This is a genomic window from Bradyrhizobium sp. LeoB3 (assembly GCF_055456055.1).
On record NZ_JBVBEF010000005.1, the window covers coordinates 26,994 to 50,825 of the forward strand.

The following is a 23,832-nucleotide window of genomic DNA, read 5'->3' on the forward strand; positions in this document are numbered from 1 at the left end:
GTGTGTCACCGGGCAGACGGCGCGGCCTGGTGCCGCCGGACGCCTGGAGTCCCTTCATCCTAACACCGGCAGCATAGCATTGGCTTCTGAACTGGCCCGCGCCGGTGGCATGGCCGGACTGTATTTCGGCCGATACGGTTCATATATAGGACCATAGAACCCAGCCGCCAAGGGTGCCTTACCCCTCTGCCCACGAGCTCTATTCGCATGCTGAATGACATCTACAACAAGCGGATCATCGAACTGGCCGGGAATATTCCGCGTCTCGGACGCCTTCCCGACCCCGATGCCAGCGCCACCGCGCATTCGAAACTCTGCGGCTCGACCGTGAAGGTCGACCTCAAGATGGACGGCCCCGTCGTCACCGACTTCGCCCATGACGTCAAAGCCTGCGCACTGGGGCAGGCCTCCTCCTCGATCATGGCAAAGCATATCGTGGGCTCGACCGCCGATGAACTGCGCGAATTGCGCGAGATCGTGCGCAAGATGCTCAAGGAAAACGGCAAGCCCCCGGAAGACGGCAAATGGGCCGAGATCGCCCTGCTCGAGCCGGTGCGCGACTACAAGGCCCGCCACGCCTCCACCATGCTGACATTTGATGCCGTGGTTGATGCCATCGGCCAGATCGAGGCGAAGGCCAAGCAGCCGGCGTAAGGGCGGAACGTCGAGGGACTACTTCCCTTCTCCCCTTGTGGGAGAAGGTGGCGCGCATGAAATGCGCGACGGATGAGGGGTTGTCTCCGCGGGCAAGGGTGTTCGTGGAGAGAGCCCCCTCACCCCAATGAGTTAGTTGCCGGCATGGGAGTAGCCCTCTCCCACAAGGGGAGAGGGCGCATCAAGCAGCATCGCGAGGCGTGGCGCGTCCGATACCGTCGTCTCAACGGCTTTGGGTTCATTTCCCCGGCGGGGCCGGGGGCGGCGTGGCGGAGCCGCCGGTGGGAACCAGGGCTTCCGCGGTCTTGGTTGATATCGACTTCGCGGGCTGCGCCGTCGTCTCGCCCTCAGCCGCGCTGGTGGCGAAACGGTCCTGGTTCGGCTTGGTTTTCGCATCCGCGACCGGCACGGTGGCCGCATTATCCTGCGGCGGCAGCACGTCGGCGACCTCTTCGGTGGTGACAAGATTGGTCAGCCGCAACTCGTCGCGCGACAGCTCGTGCAATTCTTCCCAGGGCGGAACGCTCAGCGCCAGCGACAACAGGTCGCCTGCGCCGCCCATGTCGAAAGTGTACTTCGCGAGCCGGCCGATATCGCGCTCCACGATCATCATGTCCTGCGCGGTGTAGTTCGCGGCACGCGCGTCATCGGCGCGGTCGCCCATCCAGATCTGATGAACGCGGACATGCGCGCTTTCCGGCACGTAACGGGTCGTACCCGATAACAGCAGGAACACGCACATCGACTCGCAATAGGCTTCCGGCCTGACGCCGGCGCGCTGGCCCTTTGAGGTCTGGTTGATGACCGTCGTGCCGACGGTGGTCAATGCGCCCAGGCCACGGAAGCGGCGGCCGAGCGTGATGGCGTCGTTGACCGAGCCGCCGCTGGAATCGAGTACGATGGTGGCGCCGCCGAGCTGGCGGCCGCGGGCGAACTCATCGAAGTCGCGCGGGCTGTCGGCGGTGATGATGCCGACGGCGGATACCCAACCTCTGCAGTTGGGCTCGCAAGCCACCCAACTGAATCGCATCGGCGTCTTGCGTTCTTCCAGACTGGCGCCGGCACGGGCCGAATTGCCCAGCGTCGTGACCGAGCCAGGCAGTGTGATGCAAAAGGCGGCGGCGCCGAGAAGTGCCAGACCGCGAAGACGAAGCGACGTCACGAGCCTCAATTTGGTTCCTTCCCCCTAGCCCCATGGGTGAGCAGTGGCAGCGGCCCCATCGCAACGTGACATGATGGTGTCATCGAAGCGTTATCAAAACGGTAACCGTACTGACCTGTGCCGTCCATAGGACCTTTGCTGCAGCGCCGCCCGTGCGGTGCAATAGTTGCGAACTGTGGCGTAAATATCTGCAAAAATTGAGTTCCTTGCTTGGGAACCCCCGCAAGACCACGTAAGTTTGCGGCATGATGCCCATGGAACATCGAACATCACATCAATTTCGATGCACAGACTGTGCCAGCGCAGCCCAGCGGCTGCCACGCAATCTCGGTCGCGCGCTGATCTGGATCTACCGTCATACGCTGTCACCGCTGGTCGGCTACAATTGCCGGCACCTGCCGACCTGCTCAGTCTATGGCGATGAGGCGATCGAGCGCTTCGGCTTGTGGGCAGGTGGTTGGATGACGCTGGCGCGCCTATTGCGCTGCCATCCCTTCGGCACATCGGGCATCGACAACGTGCCGGAGCGGGCGCCGCCCGGCGCGCGATGGTATCTGCCCTGGCGCTACGGCCGCTGGCGCGGCGTCAACGCGCCTTAGACTAGAGAGATCGCCTTCTTCGCCGGTGCTTTCAAGTTATGCATGCATCGCTGGCGTGCGGGAACTGTGGCGGCAGTGCGGCATTGACCTCTTGCGTCCGCAGGAAGGACAGCAACAATGCGCTGGAAAATCAGCCGCCACGGTCATGACCCCCGCCAGATAGATTTACTGGCGATCATCGCACTACTCATTTTGATCGTTTCCGCTTACCTCTATTTCACCCACAAGCCGAACATGGCTAACAACAGCGCCTTCATCGTGCCGAGCCAGAGCGTGCACTGGTGATGCAATGCGACGTGGGTGAATTAGAGCGGCTCACGCAGCCTCGAGCGCCTTGGCAGCTTCGCCTTCGTACACGGGTGTTGCTATTCCGGCCTGCCGGGCTTTGATCTGCAGGGCGAGGATGCGCGAGTAAAATCGCCCCATCCCAACTCCGGCACTGTGAAACCACAGTCCTTTCTGTCGCGTGGGCTTCCACATGTTTCGCAGCTCACCCTGCCACGGGCCGGGATCGCGGCGCGTGCCTGAGCCAAAACCCCAGAGCGGGCCAACCCTTTTTGCCGTCTCCGGCGTCAGGATGGATTCGAACGAGCTGCGTTCGTAGCCGGTTGCGTAGAAGATGATATCCGCGGGAAGTTCGCTCCCGTCGCTCAGAACCACGCTTTCCTCGCGAAGCGCCGTGATGCCGACACCACTTCTCAGCTTTATGCTGCCGTTCGCGACCAGCTCTGATGCGCCGACATCGATGTAGTAGCCACCGGGATCGCGCAGGACCTGAGGAAACACGCCGCTCTCGTCCTCACCGAAAGTTAGTCGAAAGCCGACGCTCTCCAATCGCCGGTAGAAGGCCGCGTCCTTCTCCTTCACGTGCTTCACCAGCTTCTGGTGCACGGCCACCACGGTGCGCAAGGGTGTCGCGGCGAGCAACAAGTCCGCCAGATCGGTCGTCATGCCCTGCGCCTTCGGCTCGCTGCCGTAGAGCCTGGCAAATCCTTCGATCAATCTCTCCAACTTCATCACGATGGTCGGACTGCGCTGAATCATCGTGACATCAGCGCCACCAGCGAAGAGATCCGCAGCAATATCGTGCGCCGTGGTGCCTGATCCCACCACAACGCATCGGCAGTTCCTGTGATGAGGATTGCTACGATACAAGCTTGCATGTTGTTGCGGTCCCTTGAACCGCTCCTTCCCGGGTATGTCAGGGATCTTCGGAGTCCCGAATAGTCCGGTAGCGAGCACAAGCTGCTCCGGGTTGAGCTCGATCGCGCGGTCGCGGCGTTTGACCTGCAGGCGCCATTTCCCGCGCACATCATCGTATGCGGCCCCTACGCACTCTGCCCCGGTCATCACGTCGAGTTGCCCTCCAGCCAGTCGGCGAAGCGTTCCTTCGAGGGATGCAGCGGCCAGTCGTCGGGGTAGGAGAATCCCGGCATCTGATCAAAGTATGAGGGGGTGTGCAGCAACAACGAATCGTGGCGGTTTCGCCAGGTATCGGACGGTCGTTCGCGGCGATCGATGATCAGCGTCGGGACACCCAGCTTTCGGAGCTGCACGCCCAATCCAAGCCCGCAATGTCCGGCTCCAACGATGACACAGTAGGGTTGCTTCGCCATAGCGGCCATATCGCCGCCGCCGTGGCTGACATGGTCGAGGCTCGGCGATGCTTCGAGGCCATTGAGCTCCGCCATCGACGTGAGCAATGTCCAGACCTTGCCCTCTCTCAAGCGGATGACTGCTCGGCAGCGCGCGACCTTCGTCTCGAACTCGACGATTCCTTCGACGATGCCATCTTCGAGACGCGCGGGTCTCGTTTGCCGCCATGCCGTGGGGGCCGTACGCGCAAGGCACGCATCCAACATCTGTCGGATTTCGCCATGACCTTCGACCGTGCGCACGTTCCAGGTGAATGCCAGCAGGTCGCGCCAGAATGCGTCCGGATGGAACAGGATCAGCAGCGCATCAACGTCTTTAGCCGCTACAGCGACATTGAAGAAGCCTAGCCACTTGTTGAATCGGTCGTCGACGTCGGTAGCGATCATATCGATCCCTCGGAACTTGGGTGACAGATCACGAACCTGACGAGGCGCCGCTACGGATGGATTACAGGACGCGCGGTCGATCCCGCTAGTGAGTTACGATCGCAATATTCACTGGATGTTGAAATGCGACCGGAGCTCTAGCGCCCAAACCAGAAGAAACCGCCGGGCTGCGAACTGAAGAATGGCGCCGGCTGCCGGGGCGCCCTGGCACGCGGCGGCGCCGGTTTGGGAGCTGGCGCATCCTGAGCCACCGCATCGGCGGTGCCGAAGCCATCACCCGGCAATTGCACGGCAAGCAGCAGGTTGGTTTCGTGCGTGCGCCAGCGATAGCCGATGCCGAAATCGATCGGCTGCGCGCGGTGGAACAGCTCGGCGTAGGATTCCTGGTAGCGGCCCGGGAATTCGGCGATCGGGCCGGCATAGCGGCCGAACGGGAAGAAGCGCCAGCGGCTGTGGTTGAAGTACACGAGCGGAATCCCGGAATCGTCCTGGATGATGGTGGCACTGTTCTTGAGGATGAAGTCGCGCACAACAGTGAAATTGCCGGCGTGCATGAGATAGGAGGCGCTCTTGATCAGGCTGTTGCCGGGCGCAAGCGTCTCGCAGAATTTCAAAAAGCCGCTCGCCTTGACGCCTGAATTGGAGAGATCGGTCGAGAAGTAATAGAGCGTGCGCTCAACGCCATCATTGCCGGCGAAGGTGATGCGCGCGCCGCGCACCGCGCCCTTCCCTGCCCCTTCCGTGCCGACGATGCCGTTCTCGTCGAGCGCAACCGGCGCGACGCTCCGGATGGTCTTGCCCGAGCGCGCCAGGAACACATAGAGGATCGGCAAGGTGCCGCTGATCTCGCCCGCATGCAGGTCGACCTTCATCTTCTTGGTGATGAAGAAGGAGAAGCTCAGGACCGAAGATAGCGAGCGCTCGACACTGTAGAGCGCGGCACCGACGTCGCCACGCGACAGTCTTGTCAGGTCCGGCACCGAGCCGGCCGGCTCAAGCGCGCTGAGCACATAGGTCGTCGCGCCGGAATAGAAGGCGTCGGCGTAGATGAAGTCGGGCCCGGAGAACATGTAGAACATGGTCGGCCGCGGCGCGGCGAGATTGGTCTCCGCCCAGGCGCGGATCTTCGACAGCTGGCGCTGCTCGAGCTGCGCAAAGGCCTGGTCGAAGAATCGGGCATGCTGTTGCCAGGCAGGATCCCTGGTCAGCGGGACCAGCGGAGAGTCCGCTGACGGCATCATCCCGGCAAGGAAGCGCGCGGTATCGTCTGCGGTCGCCGTGTCGGCGGCACGCGCCGGCAGCGCCGCGAGCAGAATCGCGAAAGCGAGCGCGACAGCTTTCAATGGCAAGAACTTCCTCATTTGCGACCCGATGCTCCGGCGGCCGCCGGGCGCGCCGCCCCTTTGCGGAAAACGGCGTAGATCAAAAGGCCGGAAAGCATGATCAAAGTGCCAAGCGCCGACTGCAGCGGACGGTCGGTCAACAGATAGTACATCATGAAACCGGTCACGAGCAGGAAAACCACGGGGGTGACCGGGTATCCCCAGGCGCGGTAAGGCCTCGGCAGGTCGGGGCGCGTGATGCGCAGCTTGATCACGCCTGCTACCGTGAAGAACGAGCAGAACAGCAGCGCGAACTGGATGAAGTCCAGCACCGCCTCGAAGCTGCGCGTGAACAGCATCAACGTCGCCACCGCAAGCTGGAACAGAATCGCATAGGCCGGCGCGCCGCTGGCCGAGTGGCGGGCGAAGATCCGCAGCGCCGGGATGTCCTCGCCCATCGTCATCATCACGCGCGGACCGATCCACATCATCGCGCTGATCGAGGAGATCAGCCCGACACAGATCATCGCGCCGACAATGCGGCCGCCGAGCTCGCCGAAGATATAGCTGCCAGAAATGCGGGCGACGTCGATCTGGCCGGCAAGCTGGTCGATTGGCGCGGTGTGGAGGAACACCGCGTTCAGGGCGACATAGAGCACGAGCACGATCAACGTTCCCGAGAGCATCGCGCGCGGCAAATTGCGCTCCGGCAGGTGCATCTCGCCGATGATGTAGGTCGCCGCGTTCCAGCCGGAGAACGAATACATCACGAACACCAGGCTGATCGCGAACGGCGCGCTGACGATATGGGAAAGATCGACTGAGGTCGGCGCGAACGAGATCGGCTGCGGCGTCGCGATCAAATATCCGGCGACGAGAAACCCGACGATCAGCACCACCTTCAGGATGGTCGCGACCAATTGGAAGGTCGAGGAATGCTTGACGCCGGTGAGTTGGACGATCGACACCAGCCACACCACGCCGAGCGCCAGCACGAGCGGCGGCGCGTCCGGCAAGACCGACTTGCCGTATTCGCCGAACGCCATGGCGGCGAGCGCGACCGGTGCGGCGAAGCCCACGGTCGCCGACACCCAGCCGGCGACGAATCCGAACGCCGGGTGATAGGCGCGGCTCAGGAAATTGTACTCGCCGCTCGAGCGCGGAAACATCGCACCGAGTTCGCCGTAGGAAAATACGCCGCACAGCGCGACGATGCCACCGACGGTCCACAGCAGGAGGATCGAGAAGCCCGACGGGATGTCCTTGACCTGAAAGCCGAGGCTGGTGAAAACGCCGACGCCCACCATGTCGGCAACCACGATGGCCGTGGCCACGAGGACCGAAACGGTCGAACCGCTGCCGGGGAGCGAACCGGACCATGTCGCGCTGCCCGTGTGTGATGCCGCCATATCGGACCGTACCTTCAGCGCTACGCGCTTCGACGATTCTCATCGTGCAGGCGGAAAACGGCCAATTCAAGCAACGTTAACAAGCACCTAACTCCGGCCAAGATTTGGGTATCATAATACCTAATTGTTGCCTTCAAAGGGCCGACCTTTGTGTAAACACGAGAGACGACCCACAATCGCGACACGATTGGATGGTCTTCTTGCACCTTCCGGATGGGGAAATTTTCCGGAAGCTCAACGTCACCTAAACACCGGTGCGCTCAGATTCGGCGTTTGCCGGGAGTTCGGGGTAGCGGGTGGATGATCGGGGCAGCGAACCCAACATTCCAGAAGTGTGATCGCGCGAACCGGCCAATGCCCCCGGCCGCGCGGTCGCGCTGGCCGAGGTCTCCGTGGCGCTGGGTCGCGACCGCCTCGCTGCTTCTACCGCTTGCGACCGTGCTGGCTCAATGCGGCAGAGCGCCCAGCGCCTCGGCGCTCGCCGCGAACACACACGCGGTTGCGAGCGATACGTTTGTGGATCGCTTCCCGGCACCATCGTTCAAGGAACGCTTCCCGACCGAGCAGGAAAGGCTCGTGCAGCGCCAGGCCACTGCGTCGGCGTCGGCATCCGAGCCGCAGCCGCAGCGTCCCGCGCCGGTCCGGACGGCTTCGCTGACACCCACGCTCAATCTGCCGAAGCCGAGCGAGCGCGAAGAGCTGACCACGCTGGTCAGCATGAAATCCTCCGCCTTCCCTTATTTCGGCAACAACCCGCGCTCGGATGCGCCGTTCCTGAATGTCACGGACGGCGGCCGCAAGGGCCATCGCAGCTATTCGGGCCGCGTCTATTGGCAGGACGAGACCTACAATGACAGCCGCGTCCTGATGCACGTGCCCGAGAATTTCGACGTCAGTAAGCCGGGCGTGATCGTGGTGTTCTTCCACGGCAATGGCGCAACCCTCGAGCGCGACGTGCGCGACCGCCAATTGGTGCCGCAGCAGATCTCGGACTCCGGCGTCAACGCGGTGCTGCTGGCGCCGCAGATGGCGGTCGATGCCGCCGATTCCAGCGCCGGAAAGTTCTGGCAGCCCGGCGGCTTCAAACGTTTCCTCGACGAATCCACCTCCCACCTCGCCCGCCTCTATGGCGATCCCAAATCGGCGGCTGCCTTCGCCAACATGCCGGTCGTGATCGTCGGCTATAGCGGCGGCTTCCTGCCGACCGCCTGGAGCCTCGAGGTCGGCGGCGCCACCAGCCGCGTGCGCGGCGTGGTGCTGCTGGATGCGGTCTATGGCGAACTCGACAAGTTCGCCTCCTGGATCGAGAACAACCGCAGCGGTTTCTTCGTGAGTTCGTATACCCGCTATACCAAGCGGCATGATCAGGAACTGATGACGATGCTCAGGAACAAGGGCATCCGCGTCCGCGAGAGCATGGACGGGCCGTTGCAGCCCGGCAGCGTCGCGTTCGTGCAGACCCCCGACGGCGTCACCCATCGCGATTACGTCACGCTGGCCTGGACGCAGCACCCGGTGAAAGAAGTGCTGGTGAAGATGGCGGGAGGCGCATCGCTTGCGCGGATCGCAAGCGCTCCGGCATCGGCGAGTCGCTAGAGCGTGACGACTTTTCTTCGAATCGTCATCCCGCTCTGGCTCTTTGTTTGAGCATGATCTTTTTCGGAAAACCGGTCTCCACTTTTCCGGATCATGCTCTAGTTCATCACTTCGCCGCCGCGTGGCGCGGCCTGGTCAGCAAGATGGTCGCAAGGGCCAGCGCGACGAAAGCCGCGGACACATAGCCTGCGCCGTGCAGCCAGCCATTTGCGAACAGCGCGCCGCCGATCGCGGAGCCGATCGCCTGCCCGATGTAGAGCACCGAGGTGTTGAGCGACACCGATGCCGATGCAAGCGCCGGCGCCGCCGCGACCAGCCGCACCTGCTGCATCGAATTGGTGGAGGCAAAGCCGAGCCCCCAGATCGCAACCGAGGCGGCCATCAACGCATAGATCCCCGCGCTCAGCGCCCATCCGGCAACGCCGGTCAGCATCAGCGAGGTAAACAGCACCGACGTCCGATACGGCCCCCAGGAATCGACGATGCGGGTTGCGATCATGACGCCGATGAAGCCGCAGACGCCGTAAAGGCCGAAGACGAGCCCGATGGCGTTGGGGCCGGCTCCAGTCAATCTTGCAAGCAGCGGCCCCATGAAGGTGAAGATGACGAACTGGCCTGACATGTGCAGCGTTGTGATCGCCAGGAGCACGAGCACCATCCGGTTGCGGCCGAGCTCGATCCAGGTCTTCAGATCGACGGGCGCGCCGAGCAATTCGTGCGGCAATCGCCACAACAGCAGCGCGCAGCTCACGCAGCCGATCAGCGCGATGCCGCCATAGGCGGCGCGAAAGCCATAGTGGCTTGCAATAAAAGTGATCAGCGGCAGCCCGACAGCAGCCGCGAGCGACCAGCCGAGGAAAATGTAGGCGATAGTGCTGCCGCGCCGCTCGACCGGTACGATCAGCGCGCCGGTGCCGGCCGCTTGCGGCGTATAGAGCGCGCCGATCGCCAGCATGATGAGGCGAATGACCAGAAGGCTCGCGTAGTCAGGCGCCAGGGCGGAGGCAAGATTGGTGACCGTGAGCACCGCGAGCGTGACGCCGAGCAAAGTGCGGCGATCGATACGGCTGGTCAGCCATGCCGTCAGCGGCGAGCCGATGCACAACACCATCGCACCGAAGGTGATCAAGAGCCCCGCGGCGTGGATCGAGATATCAAGTGCACCGGACAGTTCCGGAAGCATCCCCGCCGGCGCCAGCACGGAGCAGCCGGTGACGATATTGCCAAGCATCAGGGAGGTGGGCGCAAAACGGCGCGTGGCGGGCATCCTTTTCATGCAAATGCATGTAAACCAGGCGGGCGAAGAAGAAAAGGCCAGATGTCAGCGCTGGCCATGAAGTTCGTCGATCGGTCACATTCGCGAACGAACTCGCGGCGCGGTTGCTGGAGCGCCATCGAAAACCTCGCAATACCAGCGATTGAAGCGCTCGCGAGCGCGACAATCCGGCCGATTGCCCGCCGATTTCTTGATATTGCCGGATTGCGTCGGCCCAATCGCCTGCTATATCGCTGCTTCAGCTTACCTGCGCTCGTTCGCAGGAGTGAGCCACAGGAGAATGTCATGCCCGACGAGCACAAGTCCGAGTCCGGATTCCAGTACAGCCTCAGCAACCTGAAGCCCGCCCAGCCCGTGGAAAAAGTCACCCTCACCTTCCCTGACGGGGCGAAACGCGAATTCCCCAGGAACACCACCGGGCTCGATATCGCCCAGGGCATCTCGCCTTCGCTGGCCAAACGCACGGTGGCGATGGCGCTGGATGGCGTTCTGTATGACCTCAAGGATCCCATCACCGAGGATGCCAAGATCGAGCTGATCTCGCGTGACGACGCGCGCGCGCTGGAACTGATCCGGCATGATTGCGCCCATGTGCTGGCGGAAGCCGTGCAGTCGCTGTGGCCGGGCACGCAGGTCACGATCGGCCCCGTGATCGAGAACGGTTTCTATTACGACTTTTTCCGCAACGAGCCGTTCACCCCGGAAGATTTTGCCGCCATCGAAAAGAAGATGCGCGAGATCATCGCGCGCGACAAACCCTTCACCAAGGAAGTGTGGTCGCGCGAGAAGACCAAGGAAGTGTTCCGCGACAAGGGCGAGGCGTTCAAGGTCGAGCTGGTCGACGCCATTCCCGGCGACGAGCCGATCAAGATCTATTTCCAGGGCGACTGGTTCGATCTCTGCCGCGGTCCGCACATGACCTCCACGGGGAAGATCGGCAACGCCTTCAAATTGATGAAGGTCGCGGGCGCCTATTGGCGCGGCGATTCCAACAATCCGATGCTGACCCGCATCTACGGCACGGCCTTCGCGAAACAGGACGATCTCGACGCCTACCTCAAGCAGATCGAGGAAGCCGAGAAGCGCGACCATCGCAAGCTCGGCCGCGAGCTCGACCTGTTCCACTTCCAGGAGGAAGGCCCGGGCGTGGTGTTCTGGCACCCCAAGGGCTGGACCATCTTCCAGCAGTTGATCGCCTATATGCGCCGCCGCCTTGCCGGCGACTACCAGGAGGTCAACGCGCCGCAGATCCTCGACAAGGTGCTGTGGGAGACCTCGGGCCATTGGGACTGGTACCGCGAGAACATGTTCGCGGCGCAGTCCGCCGGCGACGAGGCCGAGGACAAGCGCTGGTTCGCGCTGAAGCCGATGAACTGTCCGGGGCATGTGCAGATCTTCAAGCATGGTCTGAAGAGCTATCGCGACCTCCCCTTGCGGCTTGCCGAATTCGGCGTGGTGCATCGCTACGAACCGTCAGGCGCGATGCACGGGTTGATGCGCGTGCGCGGCTTCACGCAGGATGATGCGCATGTGTTCTGCACCGAGGAGCAGCTCGCCGACGAGTGCCTGAAGATCAACGACCTGATCCTCTCGACCTACGGCGATTTCGGCTTCGAAGGCGAACTCACCGTCAAGCTCTCGACGAGGCCGGAAAAGCGCGTCGGCACCGACGCGATGTGGGACCATGCCGAACGCGTGATGGCGACCGTGCTGTCGGAGATCAAGGCCAAGGGCAGCAACCGCATCAAGACCGAGATCAATCCGGGCGAAGGCGCGTTCTACGGGCCGAAGTTCGAATATGTGCTGCGCGACGCCATCGGCCGCGACTGGCAGTGCGGCACGACCCAGGTCGACTTCAACCTGCCGGAGCGGTTCGGCGCGTTCTATATCGACCATGACGGCTCGAAGAAGGCGCCGGTGATGGTGCACCGCGCGATCTGCGGCTCGATGGAGCGCTTCATCGGCATCCTGATCGAGCACTATGCGGGCAATTTCCCGCTCTGGCTGGCGCCGGTGCAGGTGGTCGTCACCACCATCACCTCCGAGGCCGACGAATATGCCAAGCAGGTGGTGGCCGCGGCGCGCCGCGCCGGCCTGCGGGTGGAGATCGACCTGCGCAACGAGAAGATCAACTACAAGGTCCGCGAGCATTCGCTGGCGAAGATCCCGGCGCTGCTCGTGGTCGGCAAGAAGGAAGCCGAGACCCATTCGGTCTCGGTGCGACGGTTCGGCAGCGAAGGCCAGACGGTGATGCCGACTGCGGACGCCCTCGCCGCACTGGTCGACGAGGCGACGGCGCCCGACATCAAGCGGGCGAAGTCGCTGTCCTGATGCTTTAATCCGTCTAAACTCGCTTCCGGTCGCGGGCGTTCGCCCCTATCTCGTGGCAAGAATGTCCGCGACCCGCCAGTTTGAGGAAAGCAGCAGTGCCCGACGCCATTGAATTGTTGAAGACCCGCCGCTCGGTGAAGCCGCGCGAAATGACAGGCCCCGGCCCCTCGCCGACCGAGCTCGAGACCATCTTGACGATCGGCGCGCGGGTGCCGGACCACGGTAAGCTCGCGCCCTGGCGCTTCATTGTGTTCGAAGGCGAGGCGCGCAACCGCGCCGGCGATGTCATCGCGAGCGTGTTCGCCAAGAAGAACCCGGGCGCGCCGACGGCCGATATCGAGGTTGAGAAGCGGCGGCTCACCGATGCGCCGCTGGTGATCGGCATCGTCAGCTTCACCAAGCCGCATCCGAAGGTGCCGCCGTGGGAGCAGGAACTCTCCGCCGGCGCCAGCGCGATGAACATCCTCACCGCGGCGACCGCGCTCGGCTACGGCGCGTGCTGGCTCACCGGCTGGTTCGTCTTCGACCGCGATGTGCTCGACGGTCTGGGCCTCAAGCCCGACGAGAAGCTCGCAGGGCTGATCCATATCGGCAAGCCGACCAAGCCGAACGAAGACCGCCCGCGGCCGGCGCTGTCGGATATCGTGACGCGGTTCTAGCGCTTGAAGTCGAATTGTATCCGCCATGGGCGCTGCCGCTCTTCACCTCTCCCTACGGGAGAGGTGAACCTGGGCCTCGGGCCGATTCAACCAAGTACCATCACGCTCCAGCGCTGCGCGCAGCGCGTCAGAACGAGTTGCGGGTGCAGCCCTTTGGCGGCGGCTCGCCTCCGAAACGCGCCGCGGTCCATGCCATGAGTGGCTCCTCGAGCTTTGAGCCCGGCTGCACCATGCCGTGGTCGAGCCCCACGAAGGTCCAATATTCGAGCCGTTGGCCGGCGGCGCAGCGCTCCTCGACATAGCCTGCGGTCGCCGCCGGCGGCACCACGTCATCCTCCGCTCCTTGCGCGATCACCACAGGCGCCGCGATCGGATGGTCGGCGCCATTCTGCGCAAGCCTTGCGGCAAGCGCCGGGTTGCTGCGTGTCGCCAACGCAGGCCCCTCGAACGTTGCGGTGAGCGCCGCCGCCCGCACCGGCTCCTCCTCCGGCAGGAACCCGCACAGGCCCGCAATCTCGCGCGCGGCCGCAAGCGCCTCCGGCCGAACCGCCTGCTCGAAGCTAATGTCTGGATAGAAGCGGCTATAGGACAGCGCGACATACGGCCCGAGCCGCTTGTCGACCTCCTGGTTCATCGCAAAAATGTCCAGCAGATTGGTGCCCGGCGCGATCGCGGCAACGCCCGCGATCTCGATCTCCGGCGCGTAGCGCGGACCGATGATGCCGGTCCACAACGCGGAGTGTCCGCCCTGCGAATACCCCCACACCACAGTGCGCGGATCGAGCGTCAGTTCGGGCATCTGCCGTGCGGCGCGGACCGAGTCGAGCGCGGCGCGCGCCTCGCCCTCGCCGATGAGATAGGGATGCGGGCCGCCCTTCTCGGCAAATGAGTAGTCGGTGGCGACGATCACCCAGCCTGCTCGCACGATCCGATTGAGCGCCGGAATCCCCACGGCCGGGGCCGATAGCAGCGACGGCATGCATTTCTGCTGCATTCCGATCGTGCCGTGCTCCCAGGTGATCACGGGGCGCGGGCCCGCGGGCGGATCGATCGGCGCAAACACGGTCGCGACGGCGGTTGCACGCGTGGTGTCGTTTACCGTCGTCGTGTGGAGGATGCGCCAGCCCCGCATGCCGGCCGGCAGCGTGACGTTCCGGAGCGGCTCGCTGCGCAGCAGCGCGCCTGGTTTATCCGGCACTTGCGCCGGCGGATCATAGAACGCATCGGGCGCCCGCACCGTGACGCCGGCAAACATCTCTTGAGCCGAGGCTTCGAGCGGCGTGCCAACGGCGCCCGCAAGCAAAAGCAGCGGCACTGCGAGCTGGATTACGCGAGCGATGGTCATGGGCCCGCGCCCAATATCGCCGCGAGCCGACAAATTTGCGGCGGAGGCGGCCACGCGACAAACGGCGTCAGGCCGCCTTCGATGCGCGCTCCGCGAACCCGACCAACAGCGTTGCGATTTCGTCCGCCGGCCGCGCCGCGCTGAACAGGAAGCCCTGCACCTCGTTGCAGCCTTCGGCGCGCAACCAGTCGAGCTGATCAACCGTCTCCACGCCCTCTGCGGTGGTGGTGATATTCAGGCTGCGGCCGAGGCCGGAGATTGCGCGCACGATCGCCACGCAGTCGCTGCGGCGCGCCAGATCCTTGACGAAGGAACGGTCGATCTTGATTTTGTCGAACGGAAAGCTGCGTAAGTAACTCAGGCTGGAATAGCCGGTGCCGAAATCATCCATCGAGATACTGACGCCGAGCTCGCGGAGCTGGTGCAGGATCGCCAGATTGGCCTCGGTCTCGGCAAGGAACACGGACTCGGTGATCTCGAGCTCGAGCCGTCGCGGCGACAGGCCGGAATGCGCCAGTGCCGAGATCACCGCCTGCACCAGATTGCGGCTGCGGAACTGCACCGGCGACAGGTTGACGGCGACCTTGATCTCCTGGGGCCATTTCATCGCTTCCGAACAGGCTTCGCGCAGCACCCATTCGCCAAGCTGGACGATCAGGCCGATGTCTTCGGCGACCGGCACGAACTCGGCCGGCGAGATCATGCCCTTTTCCGGATGGCGCCAGCGCAATAGTGATTCGAACCCGCTGATCTTGTCGGCGGCGATGTCGACCAGCGGCTGGTAATGCAGCTCGAATTCACCGTTGGCGAAGGCGTGGCGCAGGTCGCGCTCAAGATCGCGGCGCTTCTGCGCCTGGCGGTCCATCTCGTGCTCGAAGAAGCGATGCACGCCGCCGCCGTCCGACTTGGCGCGATAGAGCGCCATGTCGGCGTTGCGCATCAATTCCTCCGAGCTGGTGCCGTCGCCCGGCGACAGCGCGATGCCGACGCTCGCGCCGACCACCACTTCGATGCCGTCGATGTCGTAGCACACGCTCAGCGCCCCGATCAGGCGTTCGGCGAAGTCGCTCGCCTCGTTCGGTGTGACATCGGAGAGCACGATCGCGAATTCATCGCCGCCGAGCCGCGCGGCCAGATTGTCGCCGGTGATATCGGCCGTGAGCCGCTCCGCGACCTGCTTCAGAAGCCGATCGCCCATCGCGTGGCCGAAGGAATCGTTGACGTTCTTGAACAGGTCGAATCGACGCACAGCACCGCGACACGCTTGCTCCCCGACTTGCTCCGCTGCAGCGCCTCGCGCAGGCGGTCCTGGAAGAAATCGCGGTTCGCCAGATTGGTCAGGCCGTCATGATGGGCCATGTAGGCGATGCGGGCCTCGGCCTTGCGCCGCTCGGTGATATCGACCAGAGCCACGAGGTAGCCGTCGCGGCCGTCGAACGAAACGCGGCGACCGAAGGTCAGCACATGGATCTCGCTGCCATCCGCCTTGATGTGCCGCCAGTCGCGGCTGGAATGGTAGACGTCGCCGATCTCCTGCAGCGCCTTGCTGTGGGAGGCCCATTCGTCCTCCGGCCAGATCTCGCGCAACTTCATGCTCAGGAATTTCTCGCGCGGATAGCCATAATGCTGAACCGCGGCGTCATTCACCCCAAGGAATTCCATGGTGGCGGCGTCGAACACCCACATCGGCATCGGGTTGTTCTCGAACAGCAGACGGAACGAGACCTCGCGCTGCTTCAGCGCCGTGATATCGGACAAGGTCAGCGACAGCATGTCGCCGAATGCCGTGACGGCAAGCCGCAGGCAGCGGTCCTCGCTCTCGATCTCGAACTGGGTGCCGCTGGTCCTGCGGAGGGTCTCGCGCAGCCGCTCGGTCACGTCGGAGGCGCCGAGCAGGTTTCCACCTGCGCTGAGCCGCTGCCACAACAGCTCGTGCTGGGGCCGCTTCAAGAGCTTCGCCGCGCCCTGATTGAGATGGATGATCTGGAAATCGAACGGCTCGCCGCGCGGATCGCGAATGGCGGCCAGCGACAGCACGCCTTCATCGGTCGCCGCAAAAATCGTATCGAGCAGATTGTACTGGGCGCCGCGCTCGTTGACGTAGGCCCCGATCAGCGTGCCGCCCCAGCGCGAGCAGGTCGGCAGCGCCAGCACGTCATAGGTGCGGACCAGGCCGTCGCGCACGCAATGCGCCGTGGCAAGATAGGGCCGGTCATTGAGGGCCGCGTTGGCGGCGGCTTCGCCGAGCGCGGTCGCGCAATCCGGCGGCAGCTCGTTCAGCGCCATGTCCCAGCGGTCGTCATTCAGCCACTGCTGGATGTAGCGGCCGGGTTGCGAAACGGCGAGCGTGCCGCCCCTTTCTTTGAGCAGGACGATGTGGTCGGCGAGCCGGCCGAGGCTGCCGAGCATCACGTCCTCATAGCGGGGCAACCTGTCGCCCGGACGCAATGCGGCTTGCCACTTGCGCTTGAGCACCGGGACGTCGCCGAACATTTCTGTGTTGAATTTTCCCGACGACTTCTTCGCCGCACTCATGACGCGCCCCGAACCACCAGATCATGGTCCGACGAAGATCGGATCACGACCTCACTTCACATTCGAGCATGATCACGGCGCAAACGCTCCGCGTTTGTCGCGAGGGAAAACCGGCTTCCCCTGTCCGATTTCATGCTCCAGTCCCCGCCCGCATCCAAATCAGGCTCGCTTAAAGCAATGTAAAGATTGCGCGGGCGACGGGACGCCGGCGCTATTATGACAGTTCAAAGTCAGATCTTGGTTAGTGCGCGTTAGAGACTATGACAGTCGCTCAAAATTTTACTCGTATCTAGCGCGCGATGACTTCCACCTCGCCGTCGACGCCGTTGACGACGTTGAAGGGCCGTTCGAACACCTTGCCCTCGTTCTTGGCAATGGCGCGGTACTCGCCTTCTGAGAGCACGACGCGGGGGAAGGCGCCGATCGATTCCTTGATGACGTCGCCGCCCGGCGTGATCACCGACCATGCGGTATTCGCCAGCGCCTCGCCGCCTTTTTCGCCGACGAGCTTCAGCGTGATGACGGCCGCGCGATGCATGACGGTCGCGTCGGTGAGCTTGCCGGCCTGGACGCGGATGTCGGAACGCACCACCGAATTGGCGTCGCCATAGTTGGAGACGATGTGATAGGTCCCCTCCGGCAACAGCGCGACGTCGCCGGCGGCGACATTGGGGACCAGGGCGCCGCGGTCCGCTCCGTCGAACTGGCTGCCCTTGTAGATCGCAAACGAAATCTGGTTCGGCGGAATCTTGCTGGAGCCGACCCGGCCTTCGATCCGCAGGCCGCCGGCCGGCAGGATGAAGGACTCGCGATCGGTCTCCGACTTCAGGCTCACGGCACGCACGGCGCTGACCAGGCCGAGCGCCACATGGACCACGTAATTCCCCGGCGGCAACACGATGTTGGGGGTGGCGCCGCGGTCCTCACGGATCAGCTTGAAGGTGCCGTTGTCATCAGGCTTGTCGGCAAAGACCCGCCATACCAGGCCATTGTTGATAACCGGCAGATCCTTGCCATAGCGGGCGGTCAGCGAGAGCACCGCCTGGTTCGCAGTCTGCACCCCCGGCGGCGGCCCGGCCGGCGGGGCCGCGGCGGTCGAGGGCTGCATGATCGTCGGCTGGGTCAATGGCGCCGGCAGGCTCGGCGCCGATCCCGCCCCGGATGGCGGGGCCAGGTTGATCGCGGGCCCGGCATCGGGGACCGCGGCCGGCGGTACCGGGGGCGGCCGCTCACCAAACCATTGCGCTGAAACGGCCGACGGAACCGCCAAAATCAGGATTACGGCAAGCCAAATTACCGAGCGAAGCAGCACGCCCCGCCCGCATCGTCCGATGCGATCGCCCCAAACAGTCATGGAATGATGCTTTTCAACGAAAACGCGGCAAATTCAAGCCTCCGTAGTCCTGCAGGGTTGCTGTTGTGGAACCCACGCTTCCACCTGGCCTGGCGGTCGCGCTCAAGTCACAATCCCTCCCTACGCGCTATGCTCCTAGGGCATAAACCATGCATGCGAACGATTCTGGCGGCGCCTCGTCGCGGAGCCTAATCTCGCGTCGGCAGGAGAAGTCAGAGTGTTGGATAGCTGGATGGGCCGGAGCCAGAAGAGCGCCGATGGCTCCGAGAAGCTAGGCCTTGGCGCCCAGCGGCGGCCCGTGATCGGGCTGGCGCTAGGCGGCGGCGCCGCACGCGGCTTTGCCCATATCGGCATCGTCAAGACGCTGATCGCGCACGGCATCATTCCGAATGTCGTGGTCGGCACATCGATCGGTGCCGTGGTCGGCGGCGCCTACGCGGCCGGCCATCTCGATACGCTGGAAGCCTGGGCGCGCAGCCTGCAGCCGCGCAACATCTTCGGCTATCTCGATATCCGCCTGAACGGCTCGGGCCTGATCGGCGGCACCAAGCTTGCCGCCGAGCTCGAAGCCTCGATCGGCCAGACCCAGATCGAGGATCTGCTGGTGAAGTTTGCGAGCGTCGCGACCGAGGTGCGGACCGGCCATGAGATCTGGCTGACCCACGGCCGCGTCGTCGATGCGATGCGCGCCTCCTACGCGCTGCCCGGCATCTTCGCTCCGGTCCTGGTCGGCGACCGCTGGCTGGTCGACGGTGCGCTGGTCAATCCGGTGCCGGTCTCGGCGGCGCGGGCCTTTGGCGCGGAGATCGTGATCGCCGCCAATCTTTCCAGCGACGTCTTCAACCATTCCACGACGATCTATTCGCACGGCCAGCCGACCGAGGTCACCGTCGTGCCCGAAGTCGTTCCGGACCCGGTCCCGCCGAAGCGACGCTTTGGCAAGTTCTTCTCGGCCGAGCGCACCATGAAGCGCGAATTCTTCGGCAGCGGCACGCGGCCCGGCATCTCGACCGTGATGGTGGACGCCTTCAACATCATGCAGGACCGCATCACCCGCGCGCGGCTCGCCGGCGATCCGCCGGACCTCTTGATCTCGCCGCGGGTCGGCAAGATCGGATGGTTCGATTTCCATCGCGCGGATGAGCTGATCGCGCATGGCGTTCGCGCCGCCGAGCGCGCGATCGAGTCGATCCAGGAGGCGATCGACATCCTGGTGCCGCCGGCAGCGACTACGGCTACCGGCGCAGCCCCCGACGAGACCAAGGAATAGAGCGTTTTCGAGCGAAGCATGCCCTCGGACTTGATCCGAGGGTGGACACCGGTTCGCATAGCAATCAAGTTTACGCAGATTGCGTAGACTTATCTGCGCAGAAAACGCGTCAAGACAAAAACCTAGAGCTTCGGTTCTGATTCCATCAGAACCGAAGCTCTAGATTTCAGGCCGTCTTGATGTAGTCGCGCAGCGCTTCCTGCTCGGCTTCGTATTCCTGGACCCGGCGCTTGACGATGTCACCGATCGAGATCAAGCCGACCACGCGACCGTCCTCGAGCACGGGCAGATGGCGGAATTTTCCGAGCGTCATCATTTCCATGATGCCGGCAACGGTGTCGGACGGACGGCAACTGACGACCTTCTGCGTCATCACCGCGCTGACGGGCTCCTCGAGCACGCCGGCGCCGCGCTCGCCGAGCACGCGAACGATGTCGCGCTCCGACAAGATGCCTTCGATGCCGCCTTCCTTCATGACCAGCACGGCGCCGATCTTGCGCTCGCCGAGTGTCTTGATCGCATCGGTCAAGGTCACGTCCGGCGGGACGCTCGTGATCTGATGACCCTTGGAATCGAGAATGGAACGTACCGTCATTGCCGCCTCCTGAATCCCTGCCGCGCCTCGACCAGGAGGCGCGACATCGTTCGCGAGTCTTCAATCAACAGTTCCGCGCAGTTTTCGTTTCCGGCGCGGTGGGCAACAAGCGCGGCCATCATGCAGCGCAAGAGGCGGCAGCTTGCGTCACAACTTTCAATCAATGATGGATGAAATCGCCCTCAGCCGCAAGCGGCTATCAGACGCGGTCCGGTCCGTCAGGCGACAACGCATCTGCAGCATGACGGCGTTCCCGCGGCACCGGATCGAACAACGAGAACAGCACGAGCCCGGCCAGAAACCCGCCGATATGCGCCTGCCAGGCTACGCTGGCGCCGTCGGCTCCGATCGCGATCGAGCCGATCCCGAAGATGAGATTGACGCCGAACCAGACCGCGAGAAAGGCGAGCACGCGACCATCGCGCAGCGCGCGCGACAGCGACAGCGCCGGCACCTTTGCCGCCGCCTCCGCGTCGCCGCGGCTGAAGGAGAGGAAGCTGCCCTTCACGAAGGCAAAGCGGATCGCGGCCGCCATGGTGCCGGAGACGGACGCGGATGCGCCGATCATCGGCGCGATCGCATGCTCATGCGTCAGGAGATGCGCGAGCGCACCGGCAGCCGCCGTGACCGCCATGAACAGATAGAAGCGCAGCGCGCCGAACCGCCGCGCCAGCGCGCTGCCGAACGGCAACAGCCAAAGCACGTTGAAAATGATATGGGTGAGGTTGGCGTGCAGCAGCGAATAGGTAACGAAGGTCCAGACCTTGGCGCCCTCGCCGCCGGGGAAGGTGATGTTGAGCAGCGTGGAATCGTAGCGCTTCGGAATGAAGCCGAAGACGTCGATGGTCCAGTTTTCCCACTCCGGCGGCAGCAGCACGCGCAAGTGGATGAGCGCGATCAGCGCGATGTAGGCGGTCAGCGCCGGAGGCAAGGTGAGGATCGGCTCGTGCGGACGATCCGGCGGCGCATCTTGCGGAGGTTCAAACTGCGATTCCAAGGGACTGATGACCTTAGCGCGGCGCGGATGGGCGATCATCCCAGATAGGCGGCTTTGGCCGCATTGTGCAAGTGCACAGGTAAGAAAGAATAAGAGCGGGCCCTGAGAATGCTAGCCTACCCCTGAAATCATTCCACGATTCTAGAAAAACCGGCGGCCTTGGCCCCAACCAGCGCTCATCCCGCACGTGATCGCCAAGGGTTGCGGTGGGGTATGAGCCGATCATAGTTTGGGGTACTCTCTCGAATACCTTGATTTCCTGGAGCTGTGATGGCCAGCACTCGCCTAACCGACACCATTCTCGAAACCTCCGCGGCGGCAATCCCCAATCTGGGGGCGTCGAAAGCCGAGATTCAGGCCCACTACGACCGCGAGCCGCGGCTTTACGAGCGGTTTCTCGGGCCCAATCTTGCGTATTCGGCTGGCATTTGGAACGAGCCCGGAAATCGCGACACGCTTGAGGCGGCGCAACTGCGCAAGCTCGATTGGCACATCGATATGTCTGGAGCGGACAGCGCGCAGCGTGTGCTTGACGTCGGGTTCGGCTGGGGCAGCCTCATCAAGCGGCTGATGGTGCGCAGGCCGGACATCGACTATGTCGGCCTGACGCTTGCCGACAACCAGGCCGAGTACGTGCGAAGCTACGCCCCGCGGAACTTCGTGACCGAGATTTCGGCTTGGCAGGACTATCAGTCGAATCGCCCGTTTGACGCGATCGTGAGCCTCGAGGCGATGGAGCACTTCGCCGGCAAGGCGGCGGATCGTCAGCAGCGTATCGAGGCCTACAGTCTGTTCTTCGAGTTCTGCGCCCGCACGCTCAGGGTCGGTGGCCGGGCTTCGATCCAGGTCAACGGTTGGGGCAACATCGAGCTCGGCAGCGAGGCCCGCCACATCAGCCAAAGCGGAATCGACGGTTTCTGGCTCGAGGGCAACTTGCCTCACGCCAGTGAGATGCTGCTCGCCAGCGAACGCTGGTTTGACCTCGTGCATCTCGAAGGAAAGCCGCGCGATTACATCTACACGCTGCGAGCCTGGTTAAGGAATCTGCGGAGCCAGGAGGCCGATCTGGTTGCGCTCGTGGGGCGCGAGATGGTGAGCGATTACATGCATAATCTCAAGACGTGCCTGGACGCCTATCTCGCCGGCGCCGTGACGCTCTATCGCTTGGTGCTCGAGCGCAAGGGATCGGTCGTCGGCTGAGCGGCCCGCGCTGCAACGAGGTGCTGGGCAGGCACACGCACCTTTGTCGCCCAGCCCATGGCCTCGAAACCACGCAGCGCCCAATAGCCGGGGTCGATCTCGCCCGGGAAGAGCGCGAAGCTTGCCGACCAGGGGAAGGCGTGATGGTTGTTATGCAGCCCCTCGCCGTTCATGGTGAGAGTGTTGACCAGCGCGCTGTTGCGGCTGTCCTCGCGTGTCTCAAAGCGCCGTCGGCCGAAACGATGCGCGATCGAATTCACCGCCCAGGTGCAATTGAGCTGCCAGAGTGTGCGCAGCGGACCGCCCGCGAAGAAGCCGGCCCAGAATCCATCCATCGTCCCGTACCAGGCGAGACCGATGAAGCCGGGTATGATCCAACTGGTGGCAACCCACAGCCAATACCAACGATCGACCCAGCGAACGACCGGATCACGGCGTAGATCGCGCACGTAGTCGACGTACACGCAGTAGGCGTCGGACATCACCCATCCAACATGGCCCTGGAAGAAGCCTCGGATGGCGCCGACAATCCCGGCTCCGCGCGGGCGCGGTGAATGCGGGTCGCCGGGCCGGTCGCTGTATCGATGATGCTTGCGATGGATCGAGACCCATCCCAGGATCTGGCCCTGCATGGTCATCGCACCAAGAATTCCGAGCGCCGCCGCGAGCGGCGCACGGGCGACAAAGGCGCGATGGCAGAACAAGCGATGGTAGCCGAGCGTGATGCCGAGGCCGGTGACGAAGGTCACGGACAGCAACAGCAAAGGCTCAAACCAGGTGATGCCGTGGACCGAGAACCACCATACGCCTGCGATGCTGCCCGCCGCCACCAGGACGAGACTGAGGATCGACAGGACCTGCAGCAGCTCGATGCGCAGAACGGGCCCCCTGGGCGTGCGGCCAATCACAATCGTGGGCGGCCACCGGCGCTCAGCGGCAGGATATATCTCCGATGTGTCCATCATTTGAGTGTTCGCATGAAGCGCGCTCGGTGTCACGCTGCTTTGTGTCGCGCTGTGCTCTCGACGACTTGTCGCAGGTTCCGGGTGCGCTACAGCTTCTTAGAATAACTTCAACTTGACGCGTGGCACTTCAAGCCACCGAATCGTTCAATTCCCCACCTTGGCTATCGAAGATGGCAGATTTCGTTCAACGGAACGCCCGCCACGTTAGCGTGCCCACACCCAGCTCTCCACAATCTGCGGCTCGTAGATTGTCTAGATCGGCATCTGGCCGCACTGCACCGCGTCCTGTTGGTTCTCCAGAACAAACTCGACGGCCTTCGAGATGTCGCTCACAGCTCGTCTTCGTCTCGGAGGTTATAGATCCGCTTGGAACGGCGCTCCAATTCGTCGTACGAACAGACGTGTCGTTGCTGGGTTGTGTGGAGGCACTCACGTTCCCAACTGTGTGCGCCTGCCCCCTGAAGCGCCGCACCGACAACGGCGCAGTACCCGGTACGTCCGGAACGGGGCGAAGGTCATCT

The 23,832-nt window shown here is 63.6% G+C and carries 19 protein-coding genes and 1 pseudogene; 8 read left to right on the plus strand and 12 right to left on the minus strand.

The window, feature by feature from the left end; genetic code table 11:
* Positions 1–207: 207 nt before the first annotated feature.
* Positions 208–654, plus strand: a complete 447-nt coding sequence (locus ACZXDY_RS06565; RefSeq protein ID WP_464344923.1) for an iron-sulfur cluster assembly scaffold protein — start codon at positions 208–210, stop codon at positions 652–654.
* Positions 655–892: 238 nt separating this feature from the next.
* On the opposite strand, the gene ACZXDY_RS06570 is transcribed toward ACZXDY_RS06565, so the two are convergent.
* The gene (locus ACZXDY_RS06570) at positions 893–1,825 is read right to left on the minus strand and encodes a COG3904 family protein (protein WP_464344924.1); all 933 of its coding nucleotides are present in this window, start codon (positions 1,823–1,825) and stop codon (positions 893–895) included.
* A gap of 245 nt (positions 1,826–2,070) precedes the next feature.
* Here ACZXDY_RS06570 and yidD point away from each other — a divergent pair, with 245 nt between their 5' ends.
* Together yidD and ACZXDY_RS06580 are read left to right on the plus strand one after the other, a co-directional pair.
* Positions 2,071–2,415 (plus strand): membrane protein insertion efficiency factor YidD, encoded by a 345-nt coding sequence (gene yidD / locus ACZXDY_RS06575; RefSeq protein WP_028163259.1) that lies wholly within the window; start codon positions 2,071–2,073, stop codon positions 2,413–2,415.
* 117 nt (positions 2,416–2,532) lie between these two features.
* Positions 2,533–2,700, plus strand: a complete 168-nt coding sequence (locus ACZXDY_RS06580; protein ID WP_165435402.1) for a hypothetical protein — start codon at positions 2,533–2,535, stop codon at positions 2,698–2,700.
* Positions 2,701–2,730: 30 nt separating this feature from the next.
* On the opposite strand, the gene ACZXDY_RS06585 is transcribed toward ACZXDY_RS06580, so the two are convergent.
* The 4 genes from ACZXDY_RS06585 to ACZXDY_RS06600 form a co-directional block, all read right to left on the minus strand.
* Positions 2,731–3,765 carry an FAD-dependent oxidoreductase gene (locus ACZXDY_RS06585; protein WP_464344925.1) on the minus strand — a complete coding sequence of 345 codons (1,035 nt, stop codon included), beginning with the start codon at positions 3,763–3,765 and terminating at the stop codon, positions 2,731–2,733.
* Entirely contained in the window at positions 3,765–4,457 is a 693-nt protein-coding gene (locus ACZXDY_RS06590) for a nuclear transport factor 2 family protein (RefSeq protein ID WP_464344926.1), read from the minus strand. Before ACZXDY_RS06590 ends, ACZXDY_RS06585 begins: the two co-directional genes overlap by 1 nt.
* Before the next feature lie 137 nt (positions 4,458–4,594).
* Positions 4,595–5,818, minus strand: a complete 1,224-nt coding sequence (locus ACZXDY_RS06595; protein WP_464344927.1) for a hypothetical protein — start codon at positions 5,816–5,818, stop codon at positions 4,595–4,597.
* The gene (locus tag ACZXDY_RS06600; protein ID WP_464344928.1) at positions 5,815–7,188 is read right to left on the minus strand and encodes an APC family permease; all 1,374 of its coding nucleotides are present in this window, start codon (positions 7,186–7,188) and stop codon (positions 5,815–5,817) included. Before ACZXDY_RS06600 ends, ACZXDY_RS06595 begins: the two co-directional genes overlap by 4 nt.
* Positions 7,189–7,542: 354 nt before the next feature.
* On the opposite strand from ACZXDY_RS06600, the gene ACZXDY_RS06605 reads away from it, so the two are divergent.
* Entirely contained in the window at positions 7,543–8,784 is a 1,242-nt protein-coding gene (locus ACZXDY_RS06605; RefSeq protein ID WP_464344929.1) for an alpha/beta hydrolase, read from the plus strand.
* Between the two features lie 106 nt (positions 8,785–8,890).
* On the opposite strand, the gene ACZXDY_RS06610 is transcribed toward ACZXDY_RS06605, so the two are convergent.
* The gene (locus tag ACZXDY_RS06610) at positions 8,891–10,060 is read right to left on the minus strand and encodes an MFS transporter (protein WP_464344930.1); all 1,170 of its coding nucleotides are present in this window, start codon (positions 10,058–10,060) and stop codon (positions 8,891–8,893) included.
* Between the two features lie 285 nt (positions 10,061–10,345).
* Here ACZXDY_RS06610 and thrS point away from each other — a divergent pair, with 285 nt between their 5' ends.
* Entirely contained in the window at positions 10,346–12,391 is a 2,046-nt protein-coding gene (gene thrS / locus ACZXDY_RS06615; RefSeq protein WP_130228201.1) for a threonine--tRNA ligase, read from the plus strand.
* 95 nt (positions 12,392–12,486) lie between these two features.
* Positions 12,487–13,050: a nitroreductase family protein gene (locus ACZXDY_RS06620; protein ID WP_028163253.1), complete on the plus strand. Its 564-nt coding sequence runs from the start codon at positions 12,487–12,489 to the stop codon at positions 13,048–13,050.
* Between the two features lie 127 nt (positions 13,051–13,177).
* On the opposite strand, the gene ACZXDY_RS06625 is transcribed toward ACZXDY_RS06620, so the two are convergent.
* The 3 genes and pseudogenes from ACZXDY_RS06625 to ACZXDY_RS06635 all read right to left on the minus strand — a co-directional run bounded on the left by ACZXDY_RS06625 (position 13,178) and on the right by ACZXDY_RS06635 (position 18,284).
* On the minus strand, positions 13,178–14,395 hold the full coding sequence (locus tag ACZXDY_RS06625; protein WP_464344931.1) for a lipase family protein: 1,218 nt from the start codon (positions 14,393–14,395) through the stop codon (positions 13,178–13,180).
* Positions 14,396–14,462: 67 nt separating this feature from the next.
* A pseudogene (locus ACZXDY_RS06630) lies at positions 14,463–16,930 on the minus strand (putative bifunctional diguanylate cyclase/phosphodiesterase).
* A gap of 289 nt (positions 16,931–17,219) precedes the next feature.
* Positions 17,220–18,284 (minus strand): hypothetical protein, encoded by a 1,065-nt coding sequence (locus ACZXDY_RS06635; RefSeq protein WP_464344932.1) that lies wholly within the window; start codon positions 18,282–18,284, stop codon positions 17,220–17,222.
* 217 nt (positions 18,285–18,501) lie between these two features.
* Between ACZXDY_RS06635 and ACZXDY_RS06640 the strand changes: the two genes are divergently transcribed.
* Positions 18,502–19,554, plus strand: coding sequence for a patatin-like phospholipase family protein (locus tag ACZXDY_RS06640; RefSeq protein WP_028163250.1), 1,053 nt, complete (start codon positions 18,502–18,504; stop codon positions 19,552–19,554).
* Between the two features lie 166 nt (positions 19,555–19,720).
* On the opposite strand, the gene ACZXDY_RS06645 is transcribed toward ACZXDY_RS06640, so the two are convergent.
* Entirely contained in the window at positions 19,721–20,149 is a 429-nt protein-coding gene (locus ACZXDY_RS06645) for a CBS domain-containing protein (protein WP_028163249.1), read from the minus strand.
* Between the two features lie 199 nt (positions 20,150–20,348).
* The gene (locus ACZXDY_RS06650; protein WP_028163248.1) at positions 20,349–21,146 is read right to left on the minus strand and encodes a rhomboid family intramembrane serine protease; all 798 of its coding nucleotides are present in this window, start codon (positions 21,144–21,146) and stop codon (positions 20,349–20,351) included.
* Positions 21,147–21,416: 270 nt separating this feature from the next.
* Here ACZXDY_RS06650 and ACZXDY_RS06655 point away from each other — a divergent pair, with 270 nt between their 5' ends.
* Positions 21,417–22,346 carry a class I SAM-dependent methyltransferase gene (locus ACZXDY_RS06655; protein WP_028163247.1) on the plus strand — a complete coding sequence of 310 codons (930 nt, stop codon included), beginning with the start codon at positions 21,417–21,419 and terminating at the stop codon, positions 22,344–22,346.
* Here ACZXDY_RS06655 and ACZXDY_RS06660 read toward each other — a convergent pair.
* The gene (locus tag ACZXDY_RS06660) at positions 22,304–23,311 is read right to left on the minus strand and encodes an acyl-CoA desaturase (RefSeq protein WP_464344933.1); all 1,008 of its coding nucleotides are present in this window, start codon (positions 23,309–23,311) and stop codon (positions 22,304–22,306) included. The genes ACZXDY_RS06655 and ACZXDY_RS06660 overlap by 43 nt on opposite strands.
* Between the last annotated feature and the right edge of the window lie 521 nt (positions 23,312–23,832).

Bases quoted from the DNA above. Each gene is read 5' to 3' on its own strand.
- ACZXDY_RS06625 (WP_464344931.1), bottom strand. From the start codon at position 14,395: ATGACCATCGCTCGCGTAATCCAGCTCGCAGTGCCGCTGCTTTTGCTT.
- ACZXDY_RS06595 (WP_464344927.1), bottom strand. From the start codon at position 5,818: ATGAGGAAGTTCTTGCCATTGAAAGCTGTCGCGCTCGCTTTCGCGATT.
- ACZXDY_RS06605 (WP_464344929.1), top strand. From the start codon at position 7,543: ATGCCCCCGGCCGCGCGGTCGCGCTGGCCGAGGTCTCCGTGGCGCTGG.
- ACZXDY_RS06660 (WP_464344933.1), bottom strand. From the start codon at position 23,311: ATGATGGACACATCGGAGATATATCCTGCCGCTGAGCGCCGGTGGCCG.
- ACZXDY_RS06635 (WP_464344932.1), bottom strand. From the start codon at position 18,284: ATGACTGTTTGGGGCGATCGCATCGGACGATGCGGGCGGGGCGTGCTG.
- ACZXDY_RS06610 (WP_464344930.1), bottom strand. From the start codon at position 10,060: ATGAAAAGGATGCCCGCCACGCGCCGTTTTGCGCCCACCTCCCTGATG.
- ACZXDY_RS06655 (WP_028163247.1), top strand. From the start codon at position 21,417: ATGGCCAGCACTCGCCTAACCGACACCATTCTCGAAACCTCCGCGGCG.
- ACZXDY_RS06585 (WP_464344925.1), bottom strand. From the start codon at position 3,765: ATGACCGGGGCAGAGTGCGTAGGGGCCGCATACGATGATGTGCGCGGG.
- ACZXDY_RS06600 (WP_464344928.1), bottom strand. From the start codon at position 7,188: ATGGCGGCATCACACACGGGCAGCGCGACATGGTCCGGTTCGCTCCCC.
- ACZXDY_RS06580 (WP_165435402.1), top strand. From the start codon at position 2,533: ATGCGCTGGAAAATCAGCCGCCACGGTCATGACCCCCGCCAGATAGAT.
- yidD (WP_028163259.1), top strand. From the start codon at position 2,071: ATGGAACATCGAACATCACATCAATTTCGATGCACAGACTGTGCCAGC.
- ACZXDY_RS06645 (WP_028163249.1), bottom strand. From the start codon at position 20,149: ATGACGGTACGTTCCATTCTCGATTCCAAGGGTCATCAGATCACGAGC.
- thrS (WP_130228201.1), top strand. From the start codon at position 10,346: ATGCCCGACGAGCACAAGTCCGAGTCCGGATTCCAGTACAGCCTCAGC.
- ACZXDY_RS06590 (WP_464344926.1), bottom strand. From the start codon at position 4,457: ATGATCGCTACCGACGTCGACGACCGATTCAACAAGTGGCTAGGCTTC.
- ACZXDY_RS06565 (WP_464344923.1), top strand. From the start codon at position 208: ATGCTGAATGACATCTACAACAAGCGGATCATCGAACTGGCCGGGAAT.